General features: G+C 38.9%; 16 protein-coding genes. 1 reads left to right on the top strand and 15 read right to left on the bottom strand.

Annotation, left to right across the window (positions count from 1 at the left end):
• Positions 1–19: 19 nt before the first annotated feature.
• The 3 genes from GLW08_RS05125 to GLW08_RS05135 form a co-directional block, all read right to left on the bottom strand.
• Positions 20–847, bottom strand: a complete 828-nt coding sequence (locus GLW08_RS05125) for a carbohydrate ABC transporter permease (protein ID WP_160847462.1) — start codon at positions 845–847, stop codon at positions 20–22.
• A complete protein-coding gene (locus GLW08_RS05130) occupies positions 847–1,701 on the bottom strand; it encodes a sugar ABC transporter permease (RefSeq protein ID WP_337193912.1) in 855 nt (284 codons plus the stop codon). The genes GLW08_RS05125 and GLW08_RS05130 overlap by 1 nt, the downstream gene beginning before the upstream one ends.
• Before the next feature lie 611 nt (positions 1,702–2,312).
• The gene (locus GLW08_RS05135) at positions 2,313–3,635 is read right to left on the bottom strand and encodes an ABC transporter substrate-binding protein (protein WP_160847464.1); all 1,323 of its coding nucleotides are present in this window, start codon (positions 3,633–3,635) and stop codon (positions 2,313–2,315) included.
• 304 nt (positions 3,636–3,939) lie between these two features.
• On the opposite strand from GLW08_RS05135, the gene GLW08_RS05140 reads away from it, so the two are divergent.
• Positions 3,940–5,160 carry an ROK family transcriptional regulator gene (locus GLW08_RS05140; protein WP_160847465.1) on the top strand — a complete coding sequence of 407 codons (1,221 nt, stop codon included), beginning with the start codon at positions 3,940–3,942 and terminating at the stop codon, positions 5,158–5,160.
• Between the two features lie 43 nt (positions 5,161–5,203).
• On the opposite strand, the gene GLW08_RS05145 is transcribed toward GLW08_RS05140, so the two are convergent.
• The 12 genes from GLW08_RS05145 to GLW08_RS05200 all read right to left on the bottom strand — a co-directional run bounded on the left by GLW08_RS05145 (position 5,204) and on the right by GLW08_RS05200 (position 19,843).
• Entirely contained in the window at positions 5,204–5,761 is a 558-nt protein-coding gene (locus GLW08_RS05145; RefSeq protein WP_160847466.1) for a TetR/AcrR family transcriptional regulator, read from the bottom strand.
• A 3-nt stretch (positions 5,762–5,764) separates the two neighbouring features.
• Entirely contained in the window at positions 5,765–6,478 is a 714-nt protein-coding gene (locus GLW08_RS05150; protein WP_160847467.1) for an MBL fold metallo-hydrolase, read from the bottom strand.
• Between the two features lie 111 nt (positions 6,479–6,589).
• The gene (locus GLW08_RS05155) at positions 6,590–7,816 is read right to left on the bottom strand and encodes an MFS transporter (protein ID WP_160847468.1); all 1,227 of its coding nucleotides are present in this window, start codon (positions 7,814–7,816) and stop codon (positions 6,590–6,592) included.
• Positions 7,817–8,055: 239 nt separating this feature from the next.
• The gene (locus GLW08_RS05160; RefSeq protein ID WP_160847469.1) at positions 8,056–9,450 is read right to left on the bottom strand and encodes a Na+/H+ antiporter NhaC family protein; all 1,395 of its coding nucleotides are present in this window, start codon (positions 9,448–9,450) and stop codon (positions 8,056–8,058) included.
• Positions 9,451–9,561: 111 nt separating this feature from the next.
• Positions 9,562–11,025 carry a glycoside hydrolase family 32 protein gene (locus GLW08_RS05165; RefSeq protein ID WP_160847470.1) on the bottom strand — a complete coding sequence of 488 codons (1,464 nt, stop codon included), beginning with the start codon at positions 11,023–11,025 and terminating at the stop codon, positions 9,562–9,564.
• A 34-nt stretch (positions 11,026–11,059) separates the two neighbouring features.
• Positions 11,060–12,463, bottom strand: a complete 1,404-nt coding sequence (locus GLW08_RS05170; RefSeq protein ID WP_160847471.1) for a PTS transporter subunit EIIC — start codon at positions 12,461–12,463, stop codon at positions 11,060–11,062.
• Between the two features lie 296 nt (positions 12,464–12,759).
• On the bottom strand, positions 12,760–13,731 hold the full coding sequence (locus GLW08_RS05175; RefSeq protein WP_160847472.1) for a LacI family DNA-binding transcriptional regulator: 972 nt from the start codon (positions 13,729–13,731) through the stop codon (positions 12,760–12,762).
• A gap of 316 nt (positions 13,732–14,047) precedes the next feature.
• A complete protein-coding gene (gene xylB / locus GLW08_RS05180; protein WP_160847473.1) occupies positions 14,048–15,553 on the bottom strand; it encodes a xylulokinase in 1,506 nt (501 codons plus the stop codon).
• A gap of 16 nt (positions 15,554–15,569) precedes the next feature.
• Positions 15,570–16,406 (bottom strand): carbohydrate ABC transporter permease, encoded by an 837-nt coding sequence (locus GLW08_RS05185; protein WP_160847474.1) that lies wholly within the window; start codon positions 16,404–16,406, stop codon positions 15,570–15,572.
• On the bottom strand, positions 16,406–17,359 hold the full coding sequence (locus GLW08_RS05190; protein ID WP_237458309.1) for a carbohydrate ABC transporter permease: 954 nt from the start codon (positions 17,357–17,359) through the stop codon (positions 16,406–16,408). Before GLW08_RS05190 ends, GLW08_RS05185 begins: the two co-directional genes overlap by 1 nt.
• 78 nt (positions 17,360–17,437) lie before the next feature.
• Positions 17,438–18,688, bottom strand: coding sequence for an ABC transporter substrate-binding protein (locus GLW08_RS05195; RefSeq protein WP_160847475.1), 1,251 nt, complete (start codon positions 18,686–18,688; stop codon positions 17,438–17,440).
• 51 nt (positions 18,689–18,739) lie between these two features.
• Entirely contained in the window at positions 18,740–19,843 is a 1,104-nt protein-coding gene (locus GLW08_RS05200; protein WP_160847476.1) for an ADP-ribosylglycohydrolase family protein, read from the bottom strand.
• Between the last annotated feature and the right edge of the window lie 8 nt (positions 19,844–19,851).

The raw sequence follows: 19,851 nt of genomic DNA on the forward strand, positions 1-19,851 counted from the left end.
TCCTCCTTCCCCAAATGGATTATTCTTTTACAGAACCTCCTAAAATACCTGAGATAAATTGTTTCTGTAATAATAAGAAGAAAATCATGATTGGCAAGGTCGAAAGGGTAGTTCCCATCATGACCTGACCATAGTCAATCCGTGACATTCCAATTAAACTAGATAAAGCGACTGGCAAGGTGTACATCTCTTCAGACTGTAATACAACCAATGGCCAGATAAAGTTATTCCACTGGAACATAAACAGGAAAATCGCTACAGCCGCTAAAGCTGGTCGCATAACAGGAAGAATTACCTTAAAAAAGATATAAAACTCACCTGCTCCATCGACCCTCCCAGCTTCCAATAATGAGTCTGGGATTGCTTGCATGTTTTGTCTCATTAGAAAAATCGCAAAAGGGAATGCAACTTGCGGTAAAATAACCGCTTGATATGTGTTTAACCAATCCACCTTCGCAAAAATCTCAAATAAAGGAATCAGCGTAACATGATAAGGTATCATGATCGCTACTAATAACATAAAGAAAATTTGCTTACGGCCTTTAAATCTAAATTTGGCAAATGCATATCCTGCTGCCGTACAGACAAGCGTTGAAATAGCTGTAAAGGTTAACGTAATGAATAACGAGTTGAACATTACTCGAATAATTCCAACTGATTCATTTAGGTTTTGAAAGTTCTCAATAAGATGCGTGCCAGGCAAGAAGTTTGGTGGCACACTAAAAATTTCACCCGAAGGATTCGTTGCCCCGACAAACATCCAATAGAAAGGAAAAATTGAGACGATTACGCCTATAATCAAAAATGTATATAAGCCTATTTTTTGAAGTGTTGTTGGTTTACCCATTATTCATCTTCACCTGCCATTTTCATTTGGATCCAAGAAAGGACACCAATGATTAGTACGAGTACGTAAGCAATTGCTGATGCATAACCGAAGTCAAAATACCTAAATCCGTTTTGATATAAATATAATGTAATCGTTAAAGTAGCGTTATTTGGTCCACCTGAGGTTAATGTGTATGGTTCATCAAATAACTGCAACGTACCAATGGTTGATAACACAAAGGTAAATAAGAAGATTGGCTTTAACTGAGGTATCGTAATATGGAAGAACTGTCGAATTTTACTCGCTCCATCCATTTCTGCCGCTTCATAAAGAGAAAGTGGAATATTTTGCAATCCAGCTAAGAAAATAACCATATTGTAACCGGTCCAACGCCATGTAATAACTGCCATTAGAGAAACCTTCGCCCAAAAAGGGTCACTTAACCATGGAATAGCATCAATTCCAACAAGTGATAATAAGTAGTTAATTAGGCCATAGTTTTGATCGAGCATAATCATAAAAATGATGGAAGCAGCCACAAGTGCTGTAATCGCTGGCATGAAAAACGCCACTCGGAAAAATGCTTTCGCTTTCACCATCTTTGAATTCAAAGCTACAGCAATGACTACTGCTAAGAATAATTGAATAGGTACCTGAACGATTAAAATTAAAAACGTGTTACCAAGTGCTTTGTAGAACAATTCATCTTGGAACAATCTAATATAGTTTTCTAATCCAGCAAACTCATACGAAGAACCCACTTTCTTTTGAAAACTTAAGAGTAACGATGAAATTACTGGATAAACCGTAAAGATTAAAAAGAACGTAATAGCTGGTAAGATAAATAAGTATGGTACTGTTTTCGGAGTAATCCACTTCCGTTTCGTTTTAGGATCTGGTTGCCTTCCATATTCAACTTCATCTTTCGTCTCATTTGCTTGAGCATCTTGTTGGTTCACAGCACGCCCCCCTTTTGATGAATTCGCTTTCAAATTCATTTATACTTTGTTAATTAAATTAATTAACTTAACTTTAACATACCTAATTTGACTTGTGATACCTTCTTGATAAATATTTTATAAAAAATTCAGAATAATACATCTGCTTTTCAAGCAGCCACAAAATATGGATAAAGAAAGCGCAAGCACCCTGCTAGCGACGTACAAACTGCTGCCCACAGGACGTTGTATCGCTACGCGATTTAGGCCTATAAAACGTAGGTTAGTTCGATTTTGTTGCGTTACGCAGCTGTCTTAATCGAACCTCCTTCATTCAGAACTTCCTTCCGTATGAAATAAAGGAAACACGGAGAGCGGCAGCGATCTGATGTTGACTTATCGTAAGGAGAGGCAGGAAGTTTGCTAGTCATTGGACCCTTGAACTAGACACGAAACGACCAGAAACTTTCTTCACTTTAAAAAAAAGCCGACTTATCCTTTTCGAATAGGTCGGCTTTTTAAACTATACTAATGATTGAATAACGTTATTCTACTTCTCTATCTGTCGCACTGTTGAGTTTATCTGCAGCATTCTTCACTGCTTCCTCAATAGAAGTACCATCCAGTAGAATCGAAGCTTGAGTATCTGTCATCACTTTGAATGCACGGGAATAATCAGATGTGTAATTCGCTGCTGGAATGTTTTCAACCTCTTCTGAGAACATCTTATATATATTCTGGTTTGCAAAGTACTCTGATTCATTCGTAAAGAATTCATCCTCATATGTGGATGTTAAGGATGGGAAAATTCCTTTTTCTTTCAATGCCTTCATTTGTGGTTCTTTTTGGGTTGTAAAGTATTCCACAAACGCATACGCTGCTTCTTTGTTTTCTGTTGAAGAAGGAATCATAAGATCAGAACCTCCAAGGTTAGCCGCACGGTTCCCACCTTCTTCAAAAGCAGGTAACTGGAACACACCCCATTTACCTGATAAATCAGGTGCTTGATCTTTTATCGTTCCTGTGTACCAAACGCCAAATGGGACGGTAGCAATTTCACCATTTACAGTAGCAGAAACAAGTCCATTCCAACCGTCATTATTCAGAACCAAGTCTTTGCTATGAAGGTCACTTATCACGTTGAATGCTTTCTGAGAAGCTTCATTATTAACAGCTATATTCCCTTCTTCATTGAAATAATAGGAGCCTTGCTGATTCAACATCATACGATATACTGCATCATCATTAGCAATATCAATTGGTAACATCTTCTTATCTGTCTTTTCCTTAATGGTTTCCCCGGCTTTTACGTAGTCATCCCATGTTTTTATGTCCTCAGGTTTCACACCTGCTTCTTTAAAGATATCGGTTCTATAGAATACCCCAGTTGGACCAATATCCCAAGGTGCTGCAACAAATTCGCCATCTTTATTTTGGGTTACAGATGTTTTGTATTCTCCAAATTTAGATGCGTGTTCGTCATATCCCATTTCAGAAAGATTGACAAATCCTTCTGGGAATTTGTTTACATAGTTCGAAATTCGATCCGATTCTACTAGGACGATATCTGGAAGTCCGCTTCCACCAGAAGCTAATCCTACTGTTAACTTCTCATACACATCTAATCGACCAATGTCTTCAACGTTAATTTCTACATCAGGATACTTTTCCTTAAACCCTTCTACTGCAAGTTCCATTGACTGTGCTGCAACGTTCCAACCCCAAATCGTCAGTTCTCCTGACGGCTTAGAACTACCTTCGCCTTCTCCCTCATCACTTGATGACCCTGATGACTCACTGTTTGAACATGCTCCAAGAACCCCTAGACAAAGCCCAATAGCAAGCACAACCATCAACCATTTTTTCAACTTAATTTCCCCCTTTTTTGTATGCGCTTCCACAAAACTTAATAAAATTATTTAATTAACTTACCCATAACTTATCACATGCCTTAAAAATTGAAAAGGTATTTTTATTAATTTTCCGAAAATTTTAGTAGTTTATTGTGAAAAGACTTTTATCACAGTTCATGTTCAAGTTACAATAAGATTATCTAGCAACATATTCTTTTTTTAATATATAATCTTTAATCTTCGTTTTTTACTTAGTTTTTTAAAATAATTTACTAAGAATGTATTGATAAAAACATAGTATTCTTTTAGGAGAGATACAATGAGTACACAATATGAACGTGGTAGCTTTCAATTAATGAAATCCATAAATCGCTCGATTATTCTCAATATGATTCGTGAGGAAGGTCCTATTTCTAGAGCTGAAATTGCTAAACGAACCAATTTGACTCCTCCAACAGTAAGTAATCTAGTAAAAGAACTAATTCAAACTCAATTTGTTATTGAAACCAATCAAGGCGAATCGAAAGGTGGCCGTAAACCTACTTACCTTGAAATCAATGGGGATCATTTTTTCGTGATTGGTATCGATGTAGGAAGATATCATATGAAATTCGTCGTAACAAATCTATTTGGGACCGTAGTCGATCGTATCGTACTAGAAATAAAAGAGCATCCAGACGCTGAACATTTATTAATCAAAATGAAAGAAGGCATACAAACCATCATTGATCAGGGAACTTCTGACCATGAAAAATACTTAGGCATTGGCGTTGGTATGCATGGAATTGTCGATATAAAAGAAGGGATATCCTTATACGCTCCTTCTTTTCAAACCTATAACATACCAATTAAGGATGAGTTAACAAAGGAATTCGGCATGATGGTCAAAGTAGAAAATGACGCCAAAACGATGACACTTGGCGAGTCTTGGTTTGGAAATGGGCATGAGGAAAGCAATATTGTAGGAGTTAACGTAGGTTATGGAATTGGTGCAGGTGTGATGATTAGAGGCGAATTATTCCAAGGTGAGAACTTTATTGCCGGTGAAATTGGTCATATGACGATTGACCTTTCTGGTCCGAAATGTAGTTGTGGGAACTATGGCTGTTTACAAACTCTTGCAGGTGGTCCTGCTATTGCAGAACGTGCTGTTAAAGAATTAAAACTTGGTAAGTCCTCCTTAATCTGTAACCTCGTTGAAGGTGATTTAGACAAAGTGAATGGTGAGGTTGTGTACCAGGCTGCTCTTCAAGGTGATGATTATAGTATCGAATTATTAAACCAAACTGGTCGCTATTTAGGCATTGGACTGACAAACCTAATTCATACCATTAATCCAAAAAGAATTATAGTTGGAGGTGGTGTATCAAAAGCAGGCGATTTTATTCTGAAAGGTATCACAGAAACCATTCAACAACGAGGCCTTACAGAAGAAGCGAAAAATACCAACATTATGCTTTCCAAGCTTGGAGAGGACAGTTCTGCCATTGGAGCGAGTGTGCTTATATTGAGTGAGTTTTTTAATACGAAAAAAGTGTAAAAAGTGAGACGGAGCCATCTGTCCCTCCGTCCCAAGTTCGTCCTCATAATCCCTTAATAAACGTTTCTACCATAAATTCTTGCGACTCTTTTAAATCAACTTCCAAATTAAATCCTCCCCGATAATGTAAATCTACCAAGCCGTGTAGTAGACTCCTTAATCCTCTTATTGCATGAATCATTTTCTCTTCTGAAAATGGGTAAGGGGACAAGGCTTCCTTAATTTGCGTGACAACCCCTTCCCCAGCCTCCATAACCTGTTGAGAGGATGGATCTGGCGATGATAATGAAGCTTCATAGATGCCTGGATAATAATTAGCAAATCGCACGTAGGCCTTTCCTAACGCTCGAATCCTTGCTGCACCATTTTCTATATCAGCAGTCGCTTCTTTTAGGTGCTGTTCCATAAGAGTTAGTGCTTGGATAGCCATTGCTTCTCTGATTTCAGTTAAGCTTTTGACATGATTATATAACGAAGGTGACTTAATATTTAATTCTCTTGCCAATATGGCAATTGTTACAGCCTCCACCCCTTCTATGTTGGCGATTTCTAGCGCCTTATCGATGATGAGTGCTTGGTTGAGTCCAGCTCTAGGCGACATTGTTTATTCCCCCTGCAACGATTGTTTGGCATTTTTAATAGCATTTCTTATCTTGCCTTCAGGATTATGAATCCATTTTCCGTGTCCTACTGCAAGCAAGGAGGGCTTATACTCCATTAACCGCTCAGCTGTTTCAATAGCGACTTGCTTGTTCCATGTAGCTAATGCTGGAAAAGGAAAACTCCATCTCATGTCTCCCGCTACAGCTACTCCCCCCTTTGTTTGAAGTGCATCGCCAGCAATTAAACTATTGCTTCGCTCATCAAGAAAAGCCATCAACCCAGGTGTATGACCAGGAGCATGAATTGCTAGTAACGAACCGATCCGGTCCCCATCCTTTAGTAAGGTATCAGGTTTGGTCTGAATGTTCTTAGGAACTCCACCTTTAATAGGCGAATCTCCCTCACCTTCTTCTAACGACAAATCACCATCTAAGATCTTTAGTTCACGTTCAGGTAACAACACTTCAGCTGTTGGTAGTGCTTCCTTCAACCCATCTAACGCGCCAACATGATCTGTATGTGCATGAGTTAAAACAATTCTCTGGATAGGCTTCCCTATTTCTTCCGCTGCTTTTAAGATGGGCTTTTTACTAAAAGGCATTCCTGCATCTATCAACGTCAGAGACTTCTCTCCCTCAACAAAATAACAATTAACCGGAAAAAACGTTGGCATAAACGAAAGCATATACACCTGATCCAATTTGGTCACTTTCATACGTATTCCCCCTAAGAAAAACTAATGGTATTAGTTTCATTATAACTAATACCATTAGCTTCGCAAGTGTTATTTTGTTGAGAAGGGGGATGAGACGCAGGGACAGGTCCATCATCCCACCAACGTTTCCTGCATTTTTGTTAACGATAGTACGCCTGACAACAGTGGGAGAATAGCTACAAGGCCAATTGCCCAATGAACGGATAATAGGTCTGCAAACACCCCTGCAAGTAAAGCCCCAAATGCATATCCGCTATCTCGCCAGAAACGATAAATTCCTAGAGACGTTGCCCGCCATTTAGGTTGGGCTACATCACTGACAGAAGCGATAATGGTAGGATAAACCATCGCTGTTCCTATTCCGAGAAGGAGTGCTCCAATGAGCCATAAGAAGTAGCCGTTGACTAACAAGATGAACCAAAGCGAGAAAGCTTGAACAAACATTCCTGCTACAATGAGACCTTTTCGACCGATTCGATCACTCCATACTCCTGTAAACAGTTGGAAAAACCCCCATGCTGCAGGATAAACGGCAATGATTGTACCAATCTGACCTACTGTTAATCCACTAGATGCAAAAAAGATAGGAAACAGCCCCCAGGCCATGCCATCTTTCAAATTTGTTGTTAATCCTGCAAAACTGCTACTGGATAAATTTTTATTCTTCCAAGACGTTTGTTTAAATACTTCCGATGTAGAAATCGTTTTAGAAGGCTGCTCCTGAGATTGTACCTTCAGATATTCACCTGTATCCTTAGTTAATAACGATAGAACAAATCCAACAACAACTAATCCTATGCCAATATAAAAAGGTTCTGGACTTAACGAATAAACAGATGCTACATAGCCAGATATAGCTGCCATTAAAGCCACTCCTATATAACCTGCAAATTCATTGAATCCAACAGCTAACCCACGTTGATTCGATTTCGCCAAATCCACCTTCATGTTCACTGTCATCGACCAGGTTAGCGCCTGATTAACCCCCAACAACACATTGGCAAACACAATCAACCACCAAGTTTCAGCAAAAATAACAAGTAATGGAACAGCTAATCCAATTGCCCAACCAGCTAATAATACCTTTTTGCGACCCAGCCTATCTGCAAGGCTTCCCGCAAATAAGTTCATAGTTGCTTTTGAGAAACCGAAACTAACGATAAACGAAAGAGCCGCAGTCATAGAGGCAAGGCCAAATCGCTCTTCCCCTATGATTGGGAGAATGGTCCGCTCCAACCCAACCATTGAACCTACAAATAAATTAATGACAACTAACAAAATAAATTGCGTGATGTTTTCTTTTACGCCGATTTGAATGCCGCTTGATGATGTATTCATACTTCTTCCTTTCCTAACAAATTTAACTCCGTACTATACCCTGCACCGTAATTATACTATGTATCTATCCTAACGTTTAACAATTTGCATGTGGAATGCGGGGACAGGTCCTTCGTCCCACACATAATAAAAGCGCCAGACCTCCCGCTGCTTCACAGTATAACCACATTACCAATGCGGGGGTCTGTTACCTTTTTTGGGATGAGGGACCTGTCCCCGCGTCTCATCCCCCCTTCCAACTAGAACACCAAGGTCACTAGCCCATACAAAATTAGGGACAACAGAAATGGGGCTGCGCTGTGTTTAAGCTTATATCCTGAATAGGTGACGGTGTTAAATCCCATAATTTTCGACATGGTTGCAGTTGTGGCGCTAAGTGGAGAGACTAGTCCTCCTACTGTACCGCTTGCAAATACGATGCCGATTAAAAGAGGTAATGGAATGTCCGATGTTGTCGCTAGTGAAACACCAATAGGCATCAATAAGCCCCATGACCCCCATGCAGAACCAACAAAATAAGCTAGCACCGACCCTAGTAAGAAAGTTATCGGTGGGATAAAAGATTCTGGAATCACACCTAATGTTTCCGTTACAAATGATGATAAACCTAAATCCTTCGTAGCTGACGCCAATCCCCACACCAGTGCAAATAAGAAAAAGGCGGGTATGAGCTTATTCCCTCCTTCGAAGAAATACTGTAATAGTTCTTTTAAGGAATATCGATCTATACTGTGCTGAAGGAAGGTAATAACAAGCGTAATCAAGATGGCATGGAACATCGCTTTTGTTACATTTGCTTTCATAAAAGCCTGAATCATGCTAGGTGTCTGCTGATACCCATCCCACCACGACAAAAGAACAGATAAACTTATCGCCAAAAACAGTGGAATAACCAAGTTCCATACATTAGCTCTCACGCCTTTGTCTTCAGCACCCTCATCATTCCTTTGTCCCTCCTCCTTCTTATGCTCATCCTTCTGATCATAAATCTTCGGATGCTTCACCACACTATACACAAGGGCCAGTACAATCGTCGTAATCGAAAAGAAGTTAAAAGGGATACTTTTCAGGAAGTAAAGATAAGCATCACCACTGATTTCAGTATTTTCTAAAGCTAACTCAATCGTAGTTGTCATGTATCCAATAAAAGCCGTAGCAACAGGTATTAATGCAATGACTGGTAAAGCTGTCGCTTCTATCACAAAACTAAGGCGTTCTTTCTTCACATCTAGTTTATTCTGTATAGCCTTCATAATAGGTGCAACCGTTACAATACGCAGATTTGGGGAGATAAACGTACCTCCCAATGAAAGCCAGCTCAAGAAAATCGCCTGCTTCTTCGTCTGGATACGGTTTGACACTAATTCAATAAATCCTTTGATACCACCTGTCATTTTCGTCATTTGGATAATGCCAGCAAAAATATATAAGAATCCAATAACCTGGAGCTTTGTATCTTTTGTGAGATTCGTAATGATATAGGAGGACATAGCGTCCATCCCGCCTAGGAAAGAACCTTCTACAATCAAGGAAGCAATTAGCAATCCAATAAATAACCCTGGTAATACTTGCTTCGTCCACAAGGCAAACACAATAATGACAACAAACGGTATCACCGACGCCCAGTGTTCCATGTCACTCCTCCCGCTTCCGAATTTTATTATATTAGTATTGGTTAATGTAGTAGGTTTCATTACACGTAAAAAAGACTGTAACCATGTAATGGTTACAGCCCGATACATTAATTATATGACACGCCTAGTTGCATCCCTTACCACACCACAATCAATAGAAGCCAACCTAAATAATTTCCCGCTAACTCCATCTGTTATTGTGAGCGTACTGAGATTCGTAATAAAGAATCTGCTTGTAAAAACAGTCTCTCCATTATCACAAAAAATCTCTATACTAGAATGATCCACAAAAATTTGAATCGTATGGCTTTCTGTTACCTTCCGTTCAGCAAACCGTTTCGTTCCAAACCTTTCCGCATACACATACGTCATATCGGAACGATCCAAACAATATTCATCACCATTTGAAGAAAAAGTAATAGAATCTCCTGCATCGTTTGATAAAGATAGTTCAAATTGTGAGTCTACAGACAGTTCTAGCTCAAATGCTTTTTGCGGTACACGCACCTCGGACAATATGACCGTTTCCTCTCGCCGCAATGATTCTAAGTCTTCAATAGGATTTTGAATTAGTTTATCTCCTTCAATGGATAACGTTCTAGGAATAGTTAGCATATGAGCCCACATATTCTTATCAGTTGGATACTCACTTTTCGAATTGCCCAGCCAGCCGATTAGGATTCTTCTTCCTTCATTGTCCTCATACGTTTGAGGTGCATAAAAATCAAAACCTTTATCTAGCTCATAATACGAATCATGCGTAAATTTACGATTGTCCACATCCATTTTTTCTCCTATTACATACACAACGGAGAACACATTTTTAAATGAGTATGGATCTTCACTAGTCAAGCCTTGCGGGGAAAAGATAAACACACCTTTATCCTCTTTTTCGAAGTAATTAGGGCATTCCCACATGTAACCAAATTCATCAAATTGAGTATTCACTATGCCTTTATAAGTAAGCGAATCTTTACCTCTCCCCTCATAAAGGGCCAACGCCCCAAGTTTGGAACGAGTTTTCCCTCCTACGAGCATATAGTACGTATCTTTCCTCTTAAATACGACAGGATCTCGATAATCTCTAGTAAAATCAGCATCATTCACATCTGCAATAACACCATACTTCTCGATATCATTGGTTGGCAACATCTTTGCATAGCATTGTGTGGGATAAGGTTCGTTATTTGGTGTTAAGTGATTGCCAGTATAAAATAAGTGCAGCTCGTCATTTTCCACTAAAGCTGATCCTGAAAAACAACCATGTGAATCATACGATTGGTCTGGAAAAAGCGCTATTCCATGATCTGTATAATGTACAAAATCCTTTGTGGACACATGATACCAATGCTTCAGTCCATGAACTGGCCCTAGAGGAAACCACTGATAAAAAATGTGGTGTTCCCCGTTGTAAAAGGCAAGGCCATTTGGATCATTTAATAACCCATGATGGGGTGCAATGTGATAAGAAGGATAGAATTCGTCTGTCTTTGTCTTCTGTTCAATATCCTTGAGATAGTCAGCTGATACATCTGATAATGGGACGAACCGATTTTGTCTATTAGAGAAATCCATTTTACTAGCATCCTTTCTCATGGGTGATCTTACGTTAACTAGTTTTTTCCGTTAAATTCGTGTTTTGGGTGATTTCTTCTGTTTTCTCTTTATAGGCGAAGCGCGTTGCAAGGAAAGCTGTCGTTAAGGCAACTGCTATAACCAAAATATATTGAAGCAAGCCATCACCAATGTAAAGCAACATGCCAGGGAGCATGGTCGAACCTGTTCCAGCAGCTGCAATTCCTAATAGAGAAGCTAAACCCCCTCCTACAGCACCACCAAGACATCCATATAAGAAAGGTTTTACCTTTGGAAGCGTGATGGCGAACATAACAGGTTCTGTAATACCAAGAAAAGCCGGAATGACAGCACTAGTCATGTTCGAACGTTTCACTTTATTGCGTGTAGCTGAAATGATAGCCAACGCTGCCCCCGCTTGCCCCGCAATAGCAGCTGTTCCAATAGGATTGATTAAGTCGTACCCTGTTTCGGATACCATCTTTACAGTAATCGGGATGATTGTATGATGCATACCAGTAATAGCCAAGAATTGAATAGCTCCTCCGTAGATGACACCACCAATGCCATATGGCAATTCAAAGAAGTACATAATTCCGCTTGTTATAACGTTTTCGATTCCTAGAATCATTGGACCAACTAATACAAGTCCTAGTACTAGAGAGAATAATAGTGTGATAAACGGTGTTAAAATTAGGTCTAATGCTTCTGGTGTGCGTTTTCTTGCTGTTTTTTCAATCTTCGATGCTAGCCACCCCATAAACACAGCAGGCAGAATCGAACTTTGCATACCAGTAATCGGAATATCAAATCCTAAAAATGGCAAGAGCAATGGTTCTGCATCACCAAACGTTACGGCCCACTTACTCGGCAATTGGGGGGCTACAAGCATCAACCCGAGCGCTATCCCAATGACCGGCGATCCTCCAAACTTCTTCATAGCTGACCATGTTACTAATACTGGAATAAACGTAAAGGATGTATCTGTTAACACTTGCGATAACGTTAATAATTGAGAAGACAACTCCAAGTTAAATCCATTAAGTAAAAGTCCACGTAATCCCATCAGTAATCCCGTCGCTACTAAAACCGGGATAATCGGGATGAAAATATCTGCAAAAGCTCTTGTCAGTTGTTGAGCCAGAGACATGTTCTTTTTCGCTTCTTCTTTTACATCTCCCTCTGCTACTCCCATTTCAACCAATGCTGCATATACCTTGTTCACAAAGCCTGTTCCTAGAATTACTTGGTGCTGGCCACTTTGAAAGAAATAGCCATTTACACCTTCAATTGCTTCTATGCTTTCTTTGTCAAACAGGTCATCATCAACCAAAACAACTCGTAACCGTGTAGCACAGTGAGCCATACTATGAATGTTCTCTTCCCCACCAAATGCTTCTAGAATACTTTGAGCCACTTTCTTTGCATCTTTCGCCATTACAAGTCCCTCCTTTTTTTAACCAAAACCATCATTTCTTCAATCCTTTTCGGAAACGTTTCCAATTTTATTTAAAATAAACACCCTTAATTTGGAAACGTTTCCACTTTAGGGTAAAAAAATAGATTCCTTGTTTTATATTATAAGAATGAAAATAAATTTGGAAACGTTTCCAAATTACTCTAAAAAAATAGAAAACAAAGAAATCGCTTTAAACTTACTTATATCTTATCTTCGTTTTCTTAAGGTGTCAATACTTTTTTTAGCAATAAGATTACTACCTATACGAACCCCCATCACACCGTGCTAAATCCATCATAAAATTCTACTGGAAGTACGATTCTAGACTTCACGGGTTCTTCATGGATGATGTTTAACAATGCTGTTACAGCCTGTTCCCCCATATCTTGAACAGGTTGACGGATCGTGGAGAACGTTAATCCCGCTTCCTTACTACTCCTTAATCCATCATAACCTATGACCTGTACATCTTTAGGAATATTTTTTCCTTGTTTCTCTAATGTGTTAATAATAATTCTAGCCCACTTGTCATTCATCGCAAAAATTCCATCTAGCTCAGGATGTTCTGACACGAATCCTTCAATGGTCTGTTCCAAGTGTTCAATCGGTTCTTCTTTTTCAAAAATAACACAGGAGATATCTATTTCTTGAGCTTTCTCTTCAAATCCATTGCGTCTATACATGGATTCATTTTTGATGGTTGAAATACTTCCCATGAAAGCTATGTTCGTACATCCTCGATTCACCAATTGCTGCGCGGCCATTTGCCCACCTTTGTGGTTATCACTCGTAATATAGACGACATCCTCCGTAAAATGTCGGTCAATGCTTACAATCGGAAGGTTACTAGAGACATACTGATCGATATCTTCACTATATGTAATCGCAATTAAGCCATCAATTTTATTTTTTTCTAGCATATTAATATAGTTGATTTCCTTTTGGGCATCACTCTCAGAGTTACAGAGAATCATTTTATACCCATTACTAGATAACGTCTTTTCCACAAAGTACGCAAACTCAGAGAAAAAGGGATGCCAAATCGATGGAACAATTAAAGCAACTGATTGTGATTGCTGCATCTTGAAGTTTCTCGCCACTTCATTCGGTTGATAATTCAAATCTTTAATCGCTTGTTCCACTTTAATACGAGTCGATTCCTTGACGGACCCCGTTCGATTAATAACCCTCGATACAGTGCCAAGTCCAACCCCTGCTTTTTGTGCCACATCTTTCATCGTACTCATTGTTTCACCTTCTCTCGTTCATACAAACTGGTGCTTGATATTCTATTATACCCTAGATACAGCCAGTGTTAAAACATCTACTTGGGTGGGATAGCTTCTTTAAATATCCTATTTGTGTAGGAAAACATAATTTAGAAACAAGAACCCTCTAGTGATTGGGACAGTTTAGATTTATGAACTGCCTTTTATTCGTTTAACGCAGGAATGATTACTACTTTTGGGACAGAGAAAATATCTAATCTATGAGCAGTTCACTCATCAAAGTTATCTAAGATTATGTAACAAAATTATGGAATGCCTAATAATATTAAAATATCTAGTTACAGTTATCTCTATACGTCTTTATTTCTTCATTTACAGCTTTTGTATCGCTATAAATTCTTTTGAAGCTTCTGTAAAATCGCTCATATTGCTCCACTTGATCTAGTTGCGGATAGAAGGTTTCTCCATACATAACAAACATATTCACAGAATCTTCCAAAGTAGGAAACCATCCTACTCCATAACTAGCTAAAATGGCAGCACCTAGGCTTGGACCATGCTCATTCTCCAATTTTTGTATGGATGCATCAAATATATTAGCTTGTATTTGTAACCAATTATCATTCTTTGCTCCACCACCTATGGAATAGATATGATTAATTTCATGATTCGATTCTCGTAAAATGTCTAGTGCTTCACGAAGAGAAAAGGTAACCCCTTCAACCACTGCACGGATGAAATGGTTGAACGTATGCGAAGCATCCATTCCAATGAAACTTCCCCTGATTGTAGAATCACCGTGAGGGGTTCTCTCTCCTACAATATAAGGTGTAAACAACAAACCATTCGAGCCAGCTGGAACTTTATTAATCTGCGCTAATAAACTTTCATAGGTTGCATCAGCAGCAAACGTGTCTTTAAACCAGCTTAAGCTATACCCAGCTGCAAGCGTTACGCCCATTACATAAAAAGCATCTTGCTTTCCATGGTTAAAATAATGAACCGCTCCGTTGTACTGGCGTTCGTCATGTTCCTCATAGCTCAACATAACTCCTGATGTACCAATGCTACATAATGTTTTTCCTGAGGAGAGCACCCCTGCTCCTATTGCTCCACATGCATTATCTGCTCCCCCTGCAAAAACTTGCGTACTCGACGACAAACCACATCTTTTAGCTACTTCTTCTGTAATATTTCCTACACAATGATGTGATTCTACTAATTCAGGACAAAGGTCGATTGAAATCCCTAATGCCTCACATATAGTTAGACTCCATTGTTTATTGACAACATCTAATAACAATGTACCAGCTGCATCTGAAAAATCCATTTGTAATTTGCAAGTCATTCGATACCGCAGATAATCCTTTGGTAACAAAAATGTGGTTGCTCTACTATAGTGATCAGGTTCATGATTTTTCACCCACAGTAGTTTTGGTAACGTAAAACCTTCTAAGGCAGGATTCTTTGCGATTTCATAAAGTTCTTCCCCAAGGGTTTCTTCAATATTTTTGCACTCTTGAGATGTTCTTGTATCATTCCATAAAATCGCATTCCGAATCACATTCCCTTTGTCATCTAACAATACCAAACCATGCATTTGACCGGAGTAAGAAATTCCTTGAATATGTGCTGCATCAATCCCGGTCTTCTGAATAACTTCTTCTATAGCTAAGTAGGTTTGTTGCACCCAATCTTCAGGATTTTGCTCGTTATAACCCGGATAAGGCTGTAATAGCGGATACTCCCTAGTAGCTTCTGCCACTACTTTTCCATCTTGACGAACAGCTAAAACTTTAACTCCACTCGTCCCCAAATCTATACCTAGTACATAGCACATATAGATCCTCCTTCTATTATCCTTTTGTAGCCCCAGTCGTAAGACCATCAACAATATACTTCTGTAAGAAGATGAAGGCTATTACAATTGGTAAGGATGACACGAATGAGGCAGCCATTAAGTTGTTCCAAACCGACTGATACTCCCCCATATAATTGAAAATACCAACAGTTACTGGTCTCATTGAGTTGTCATTTGATAGCGTCAATGCGAAAAGAAGTTCATTCCAAGCCATTAGAAATGTAAAAGTTCCTACTGTAATTAAACCAGTTCGGGTTAATGGAAGAATTACTTTAAAGAATGTAGTAAACTTATTACATCCATCGATAAGTGCCGCTTCTTCTAATCCTTTAGGTAGTCGTAAAAAGAAAGGACGTAACAGGATGATTGCAAACGGTAATAAAACAGTCGTATTCGCAATGATCAACCCAAGAAATGTATCGGTAAGTCCTATTTTTTGATAAATAATGTATAGTGGTGTGGCCATAATAATGGTTGGAAACATTTGACTCGTGATAAGGATTCCAACAATGACAACCAATCCAGTAATTTTCTTACGTGCTAAAGCGTATGCTGCTGGTGCAGAAAGTAATAATGTTAGTAGCATACTACCAGATCCAATGATAAAGCTATTTTTCATATACAGAAGCATTGATTTTTCACCTTGAAAAATCTCAACATATGGTTTGAATGTAGGTTCATTTGGAAAGAAAATCGGTGGGCTGGAGAAAATTTCATTTAATGGCTTAATCGACGTAATAAACATCCAATAGACCGGGAACATCATTATACACGTTGCTAGAATACCAAGTACCATAAATAGGATTGTACGTCTATTATTTGTATTTACCATTAGTTCGCTTCCTCCTTTTGCATTAGTTTCAGATACACAATTGCAAGAATAATTACAAGGATTAGCATAATTCCGCTAACTGCTCCACCTTCTCCAAAGTTGAATTGCAAGAATGATAGTTTATATGCATAATATGGAATAACAGTGGTAGCATCTAATGGGCCGCCACCAGTCATTACATAAATAAGGTCAAACACTTTAAATGAGTTGATTAGCCCAAGCATCAGTAATACTAATATGGTTGGCTTCATCAATGGTAAAGTGATTTTCAAAAACGACCTCCACCCGTTTGCTCCATCAATTTTGGCTGCTTCATACAAATCACGAGGTAATGTAGAAAGACCACCTAATAAAATAATCATATAGAATGGGATCCCGTGCCATATGTTTGCGGCAGTAACAGCTATTAGGGCAAACTGTTCACTTGAAACCCATAATATATTTTCTTCAATTAATCCTACTTGCGTTAAGACAAAGTTTAATACTCCTGAATCCCCGGCCATGATCCACTTATAGAGAACTCCTACTACAACAGATGGAAGCATCCACACTACAAGGATTAACCCTCTCATAAAGTTCACACCAGGAAACTTTTGTCTAAATAATACTGCAAGCGCGAACCCTATAATAAACTCAATAACAATACAGGCAAATGTAAAGATAAACGAATTAACTAAGGCCTTATACAGTAAAGGGTCTGAGAATATAGCCTGATAGTTCGCTAGACCTGCCCATACTCCGCCTGTCATAAAGTTTGATACATCCATTTTTTTAAAACTCAACATAATATTATATAAAATAGGATAAAGGATAAAAATCAAGAAGAATAGAATGGTTGGAAATAAGAAAAGATGGTCGGTAAACCAATTCATTTTCCTCTTACTATTTTTCTTGTACTTAACCTTCTGCTTTGTATTCATATTTAATTTTGTCGCTCCCGTTTTCATGTCCATTCGAACGCCCTCCTTTAAAGCAATGGTGCTGTGTTTGATACCACAACACCATCACTTGAAGATCCTATTGAGGTTTTTTTATTCTGTCATTAGTAGAGGCTTAATTTCCTTTTCTGCTTCTTTGGCAATTTTTTTAGCATCTTTTCCTAAAACCGTTGCTTGTACTAATTCTTGTACCACCGCTGAAATCTCAGGATAGTTCGGTCCATAAGCTCTCGATTTAGCATATTCTAACCCTTTCGTAAATACCTTCATATTTGGATCGTTTACAATCTCTGGAGCTTCTGCAATTGCCTTTACGCTTGGAAGGTTACCATCTTCTAGAATAAAGCTTTTGTATGTTTCGTCATCATAAAAGAACTTCATAAACTCAAATGCTTCTTCCTTGTGTTTACTGGTGGAACCAATTCCGATTGCTTCCCCACCGATGATAGTAGCCCGTTGTTTCCCTTTTGGTAATTCAGCAACCGCCCATTCGAAATCAGCTTCTTGGTTTAATGTAGGCACATTCCAACTTCCATTAATCTGCATAGCTGCCTGTTCCGATAAGAATTGTAAGTTGGCATCATTCTGTTGCCAGTTAAGCATTTCTTTGGAGACAGAGCCATCCTCTAATAAAGTTTGACGGAACTCAATTGCATTAACGCCTTCTTCACTTGATAATGTATCTAAGTCAGCACCTGCCTGCCAGATCCAAGGCAAGAAATTGAACGTCCCCTGTTCATCTTTTGATCCCGCCATAGCTAATCCATACACATTATCGTTTGTTAACTTACTTGCATAATCACGGATATCTTCCCATGTTTCAGGGGGCGAATCCAGTCCAGCTTTTTCGAACATTTCTTTGTTATAATAAAGAGCTAAGTCGTTGTTGTATAGTGGCAAACCATAATAATCCCCTTTAAAAATTTGTGGCTCTAATGACCCTTCGAAGAACTTTTGATCCAATCCAGATTCATTAATCATTTTAGAGATATTTGCAGCTATACCAGCGTCTGCAAAAGCCTGAAAACGGGAGTGAGAATTGACAAAAAGGTCAGGTAGTTCATTTGCTGCTGCAGCATTGATCATCTTCGAGTCAAAATTACTTCTGGTGATTTCCGTACGTTTAATCTGTATATCTTCATGTTCTTCATTAAATTTTTCAATAACATTGATGTAAGCATCTCTTCCTTGCATAAAGTCCCAAATCTCAAGGGTTACTTGATCGCTACCTTCTGCCTGATTTGCTTCTGAAGAACTAGCTGAATCTCCACCACTACAAGCCGTTATCACACCCATGATTAAAAATACACTGAACACCAATAAGAAATGTTTTATTCGGAACATAAAATGCCCTCCCTTTATTTTTTTACCAGCCGTCTGCATTTTCTTTGGATCCTATACGGTAACCATGGCAAGCTCTTCAGCCAGTGCCCGAACCTCTAATTCCTTCTTATTCACTTCTATAACTTGTTCAACCCACTCTGTTGGAAGAGCAGATTCACCGTGTAAAGCACCTACCCAGGCTCCTACTAGATTAGCATTGGTATCCGTGTCTCTTCCTAAATTACAACAGGCAGGGATAGCGCTTACATTTCCTCCCTTAAAAACAAAAGCAGCAATTGCAAAGGGGATTTGCTCTGCAAAGAAAAATGTAGTGTAGCTCTCATCTGAATAGTCAATAGGCTCTACTTTTGGTGGCAACGGTGCATCCCTTTCAATTGGAGGATCTTGACCTGTAATTTCCCAAATGTGTGCTGTATTTGGCATCAAAGCATGTTGATATAGCTTTTCTGCTAGATCCCAAATATCAGTAGCTTCTTCTGCAAGGGAAATAGCACGCTTTATTAATGTTGCTGCTAAAGGACCGCATTGATGTAACATAGCGTCAATCATTGATTGGTGAGTTGCCTCTTCTTTCAAACCTTCTGCAATACCCGCAACTACAGCTGCTACAAAATCTTGTTCAAGTGGAGCTTTCCAAATGCTTGATAAATATCTACCTTCCTTAGCAGCACCTTCAGGGTCACCTGCATGGATAATACCAATTGGGAACCACCAACCAATCCCACCTCCTTGTTTATAGGAACGTCCACATTCCTCAGCACTTACTTCTCCATTCTTAATCTTGTGGAGGGCACCTACCATTATTTGAGGCCATTGAGTATCTAATTCTCCATTTTTTAATAGCCAGTCAACTAACTTTTCAGGCGTTCTCTCCCCCTTTGTTTCAATAATGAACTTAGTTATGTCTTTTCTACAAAATGTATCATCTGTTATACTACCTGGCTCTGGGTGCAGTGCATAACCTGGGAAGAATGTCCCTTGAGGATCTGTCAATCTTTCTGGTAACAGATAAGGTTCCTCATAACGAAGCAGCCCTTTAACTTCTCCAATATATTTTTGAATTCGTTTGTAGTGACTGCTCTCCATTGGGCCCCCCATTGCATCTCCTATTGCAGCACCCAAATAACTTCCTATCATTTTATCTTTTGTACTCATGTAACCCC

The organism is Pontibacillus yanchengensis (genome assembly GCF_009856295.1).
Taxonomy (GTDB): domain Bacteria; phylum Bacillota; class Bacilli; order Bacillales; family BH030062; genus Pontibacillus; species Pontibacillus yanchengensis_A.

What these genes read in the sequence shown, in the direction of transcription:
- GLW08_RS05125 (WP_160847462.1), bottom strand. Translation starts at nt 847, where the DNA reads ATGGGTAAACCAACAACACTTCAAAAAATAGGCTTATATACATTTTTG.
- GLW08_RS05160 (WP_160847469.1), bottom strand. Translation starts at nt 9,450, where the DNA reads ATGGAACACTGGGCGTCGGTGATACCGTTTGTTGTCATTATTGTGTTT.
- GLW08_RS05140 (WP_160847465.1), top strand. Translation starts at nt 3,940, where the DNA reads ATGAGTACACAATATGAACGTGGTAGCTTTCAATTAATGAAATCCATA.
- xylB (WP_160847473.1), bottom strand. Translation starts at nt 15,553, where the DNA reads ATGTGCTATGTACTAGGTATAGATTTGGGGACGAGTGGAGTTAAAGTT.
- GLW08_RS05150 (WP_160847467.1), bottom strand. Translation starts at nt 6,478, where the DNA reads ATGAAAGTGACCAAATTGGATCAGGTGTATATGCTTTCGTTTATGCCA.
- GLW08_RS05170 (WP_160847471.1), bottom strand. Translation starts at nt 12,463, where the DNA reads ATGGCGAAAGATGCAAAGAAAGTGGCTCAAAGTATTCTAGAAGCATTT.
- GLW08_RS05155 (WP_160847468.1), bottom strand. Translation starts at nt 7,816, where the DNA reads ATGAATACATCATCAAGCGGCATTCAAATCGGCGTAAAAGAAAACATC.
- GLW08_RS05190 (WP_237458309.1), bottom strand. Translation starts at nt 17,359, where the DNA reads ATGGACATGAAAACGGGAGCGACAAAATTAAATATGAATACAAAGCAG.
- GLW08_RS05175 (WP_160847472.1), bottom strand. Translation starts at nt 13,731, where the DNA reads ATGAGTACGATGAAAGATGTGGCACAAAAAGCAGGGGTTGGACTTGGC.
- GLW08_RS05145 (WP_160847466.1), bottom strand. Translation starts at nt 5,761, where the DNA reads ATGTCGCCTAGAGCTGGACTCAACCAAGCACTCATCATCGATAAGGCG.
- GLW08_RS05165 (WP_160847470.1), bottom strand. Translation starts at nt 11,025, where the DNA reads ATGGATTTCTCTAATAGACAAAATCGGTTCGTCCCATTATCAGATGTA.
- GLW08_RS05195 (WP_160847475.1), bottom strand. Translation starts at nt 18,688, where the DNA reads ATGTTCCGAATAAAACATTTCTTATTGGTGTTCAGTGTATTTTTAATC.
- GLW08_RS05200 (WP_160847476.1), bottom strand. Translation starts at nt 19,843, where the DNA reads ATGAGTACAAAAGATAAAATGATAGGAAGTTATTTGGGTGCTGCAATA.
- GLW08_RS05185 (WP_160847474.1), bottom strand. Translation starts at nt 16,406, where the DNA reads ATGGTAAATACAAATAATAGACGTACAATCCTATTTATGGTACTTGGT.